The organism is Pseudomonas sp. RIT-562, assembly GCF_026241895.1.
GTDB lineage: Bacteria > Pseudomonadota > Gammaproteobacteria > Pseudomonadales > Pseudomonadaceae > Aquipseudomonas > Aquipseudomonas mandelii_F.
Genome location: NZ_JAPJIV010000042.1, coordinates 1 through 3,390, shown reverse-complemented (window position 1 = coordinate 3,390; position 3,390 = coordinate 1). Strand labels below are relative to the sequence as shown.

Sequence of the window (3,390 nt, the reverse complement as noted above, 5' to 3'; positions counted from 1 at the left end):
AGGCTTCCTGATTTTCATCGTCGTACACTCAACGTAGGAGAGTAAGCCTGATGAATGAGGATGACGAACATCCCGATTTGCACAATCGTAGATTCCCTGTCCGCGAAGACATGGCTTACCAGCTAAAGGTCTGGCGCTTTGAACGCTGTGGTTGGTACCTGATGGTTTTACTGGTGGTGTTAGGGCTGGCGGGGCTGTTTTCCCGTGGGCTGCTCAGTACCAGGGATGTACGCAGCGATGATGGCAGGATCAGAGTGCAATACGAGATGTTTCATCGCTACGGCTCAACCAACTCGATGAAAATCAGCGTGAGTGGCGCTCCGGAGTCCACGGTTGAACTGGAACTGGCCGGAGAGATACTGGAGGGGTTCAGCATCGAGACATTGCAACCTGAACCGGCGCGTGCCCGGAGCTCTGCTCAAGGCATTAGGTTATGGGTTCAGACCGATACCCAAGGCCAGGCCGAGTTGTTCGTTACGCTGAGAGGCGATGGACTTGGGTTGTTTCACAGCCGAATCGTTCTGCCGGGTTCGAACGATGTAAAACTCGCTCAGTTCATATTCCCCTAGGTGACTTATGGATTCGGTATTGCGTGCAGCGGCGATGTATTTGGCGCTCATGGTGCTCTTCAAGATTGCCGGCCGACGGTCATTGGCCGAGCTGACGACCTTCGATTTCGTCTTGTTGATGATGATTGGTGAGGCCACTCAGCAAGCGCTGCTGGGCGACGACTTTTCCGTGACCAACGGGATATTGGTCATCGTAACGCTGATCGCGATCGACGTCGGCCTATCCCTGCTCAAACAGCGTTCCGGCTGGGTATCACGGCTGATCGATGGCGAACCAACGATCATTGTCGAGAACGGGAAGCTTCTTCATCAACGACTGCGTCATGCTCGTTTGGTTGAAGCTGACGTCATGGAAGCTGCGCGATCCAGTCAGGGGTTAGAGAAGCTGGAGGAGATCAAGTTCGCAATCATTGAGCGCAACGGCAAGATTTCCATCATTGCCCGAGAGGATTAATTTCTGAGGCTCGCATGAGTCCCGACATTTACTTGGAACACCCTGATAGGTCAGAGGCCTAAGAATTAACAATCTGAGGAGGGGTACATCATGTCTGAAGCTACCAGCTATTTCGCAATTGCTGTCGCCGTGATCATTCTGCTCGTCGATCTTTGGGCGATTGTTAGCGTGTTTCGAAGCGACAAGACGGTGGGAGTCAAAGCCGGTTGGGCTCTCGGGCTTATCATCTTCCCAGTCATTGGTTTAATCGTTTGGGGTGTTGCAGGGCCTCGTGGAATCAAAGAAGGCCCATCGTCGCCTGAACACAGCAAAGGGTAGGTAGTCGCTGACTCGGTGTCGGTAAGAGCTCCGTCACCGAGTCTCATTTAGAGACGTCCACACATCACCCACTGGATCTGGAGGGGCTGTTCCCGTTCGACGTGCTATTGGTGACCCGATGACGCTGTTATCCCTACGCTTCCGTCCAGACTAAGGCTGCACTCTCACGCCATTTCACTTCTGTCACTCCGAACCGCTCCGCCTGAGGTCTCGACATGACCTTCAGCGGCGGTTTCCCAGGCTTAGGAACCGGTACTAAACCGGCGTCGCAACTCGCCCAGTGCCATGCGTCCACATTACGCATCGCCTTAGCGCGAATGACGAACGACTTTGGCTGCCCATAAAGCTTGTAATCGATAACAAAAATATTTGGTTGGCTCATGAGTTCTTCCTTACGCTCATAGGCAAAGAGTGGTGCGCGCCGAAAAAATTCCAACGTTTTTCAGCGTTACTTTGAGCCTTTCTCTCCTCATGCCTTCCTGAGGTCGAAATCGCCCTATTGTTTCATACGTCTCCCTGTACAGCAGCGCCCTAGAGCGGTCAGAGCGATGCGTAAGTTTTCCAACACCGCTCGGCAGCGTATTCAGGTGGGTGCACCGTTTCAGCTGATTAGTCCTGAAATGCCTTGTCGAATGATACTGTGGCAAATCTTTGACTACTACCACATTTGGACAACACTCAACGAACACTGCTCCTAGGACGAATACGATGATGTCCGCTCTTGAGCTCCGACATATCATTGAGTGTGGCTTCCTACCATTGTCCTGCTCATGCACGACAAATGCGGATGGCTCGTTGATGATTAAGGTTACCGATCCTTCAACAGGCAGTGTGGAGCTTTTGGTGACGGGGGTTTCGACTGCGGCGCTCACGTCTAGCAGAGCTATTGCCGGTTTAATTGGCGAGCTGCGCAGTGAGATGGCGGCGCGCAAAACCAGTTTCGAGTCGAGTGAGCGCAGAGCGCAAGAGCGTTGAGCAGATCGATGCACAAGGATATCCGTGAAAGGTTGGCTTTGATGTCAAACTGATATCGGCTATGCTATCGCTTCATTTTCATGGAGCCCGTCCCGTGTCCTCCGATAGAACACAGCAACTTGAGCAAGCACTTCTAGCCGTTATAGCGGCAGCCACAAAGATGGGTGTGAGCTGTGATGCACTATGTGCAGAAGCAGTTGGCGGCCTGATGGCAGATCGTTACTGGCAGTGGTCGCTTACGGAGCATAAAAACGGCGCTGCTGATGAGATAGAGGAGGCGCTCACAAAGCTTCTGATGAGAGAAGTTACAAAGTCGAGCCCGACGTACCTCCGCATCTCCGATCCTGTAAGTCAGGCTTTGTGAATCGCGATACCAGGTTGTAATAACGTCGCCATAGCGATCACGAAATCATCCAGCGACCACGGCTTGTGCAGATAGATGCTAGAGGCTGGAACAGCTTCTGGATCTATCAAATATCCAGAGGTCAGGATTGCTGCAATTGATGGCCATCGACTACTTACCATCTCGATGAATTCGATCCCCTGGATCTGGCCAGGTACGCCGTGGTCTGCGATCACCAAACGACACTGTTCATGAGTTTGAAGCAAATAGGTTAACGCATCATCTGCAGTCTCAAAGGAGATCGCCTTCCCGCCGACCTCCGATACGATTTCTTCCATCAGCGTTCGCAAGGTCGGATCGTCCTCGATGACGATCACCGATCCTTCAATAGGCAAAAAACCTTCCCACTGTACGATCAATCCGAGATCCCTTAGCCGAGCGCACCTGTCGGCGTATGATGAGTCAGTTTATGAGTGTATTCGCATTTCAGGATTTTGTGGCACCTTGCGAATCTATTGATGATCCAGATCACAGATCGTCTTCAGTACCTGAACGAACTGGAGAGTCGAGGCCGACCAGGGTGGAAAACCGCTGCCTTTTTTTGGATCGCTCCCCCAAATGAAAAAAGGACGAGAGTTTTCGGTATAAAACCGAACCATCTCGTCCTTTTCACTTACCGGTAGACTTAGGTAGTCAACAGTGTTGCGCTGCTATCGCTCTCCGGAATATCG

At 52.0% G+C, this 3,390-nt stretch carries 6 protein-coding genes; 4 read left to right on the top strand and 2 right to left on the bottom strand.

Features of this window, described 5'->3' with window-relative positions:
* Positions 1–50 precede the first annotated feature (50 nt).
* The 3 genes from ORL50_RS28620 to ORL50_RS28610 all read left to right on the top strand — a co-directional run bounded on the left by ORL50_RS28620 (position 51) and on the right by ORL50_RS28610 (position 1,341).
* Positions 51–569 (top strand): hypothetical protein, encoded by a 519-nt coding sequence (locus ORL50_RS28620; RefSeq protein WP_266020054.1) that lies wholly within the window; start codon positions 51–53, stop codon positions 567–569.
* 7 nt (positions 570–576) lie between these two features.
* Entirely contained in the window at positions 577–1,023 is a 447-nt protein-coding gene (locus ORL50_RS28615; protein WP_266020052.1) for a DUF421 domain-containing protein, read from the top strand.
* A 90-nt stretch (positions 1,024–1,113) separates the two neighbouring features.
* Complete coding sequence (locus tag ORL50_RS28610; protein ID WP_266020051.1) at positions 1,114–1,341, top strand: PLD nuclease N-terminal domain-containing protein; 228 nt, start codon at positions 1,114–1,116, stop codon at positions 1,339–1,341.
* A gap of 133 nt (positions 1,342–1,474) precedes the next feature.
* Here the strand turns inward: ORL50_RS28610 and ORL50_RS28605 are convergent, their stop codons facing one another.
* The gene (locus ORL50_RS28605; RefSeq protein ID WP_266020049.1) at positions 1,475–1,723 is read right to left on the bottom strand and encodes a DUF6555 family protein; all 249 of its coding nucleotides are present in this window, start codon (positions 1,721–1,723) and stop codon (positions 1,475–1,477) included.
* A 326-nt stretch (positions 1,724–2,049) separates the two neighbouring features.
* Between ORL50_RS28605 and ORL50_RS28600 the strand changes: the two genes are divergently transcribed.
* Entirely contained in the window at positions 2,050–2,316 is a 267-nt protein-coding gene (locus ORL50_RS28600; protein ID WP_266020047.1) for a DUF1652 domain-containing protein, read from the top strand.
* 351 nt (positions 2,317–2,667) lie between these two features.
* Here ORL50_RS28600 and ORL50_RS28595 read toward each other — a convergent pair whose 3' ends face one another.
* Positions 2,668–3,078, bottom strand: a complete 411-nt coding sequence (locus tag ORL50_RS28595) for a response regulator (RefSeq protein ID WP_266020044.1) — start codon at positions 3,076–3,078, stop codon at positions 2,668–2,670.
* Between the last annotated feature and the right edge of the window lie 312 nt (positions 3,079–3,390).

Excerpts from the sequence above, each read along its gene's own strand:
- ORL50_RS28620 (WP_266020054.1), top strand. The coding sequence starts at position 51 with ATGAATGAGGATGACGAACATCCCGATTTGCACAATCGTAGATTCCCT.
- ORL50_RS28615 (WP_266020052.1), top strand. The coding sequence starts at position 577 with ATGGATTCGGTATTGCGTGCAGCGGCGATGTATTTGGCGCTCATGGTG.
- ORL50_RS28610 (WP_266020051.1), top strand. The coding sequence starts at position 1,114 with ATGTCTGAAGCTACCAGCTATTTCGCAATTGCTGTCGCCGTGATCATT.
- ORL50_RS28605 (WP_266020049.1), bottom strand. The coding sequence starts at position 1,723 with ATGAGCCAACCAAATATTTTTGTTATCGATTACAAGCTTTATGGGCAG.
- ORL50_RS28600 (WP_266020047.1), top strand. The coding sequence starts at position 2,050 with ATGATGTCCGCTCTTGAGCTCCGACATATCATTGAGTGTGGCTTCCTA.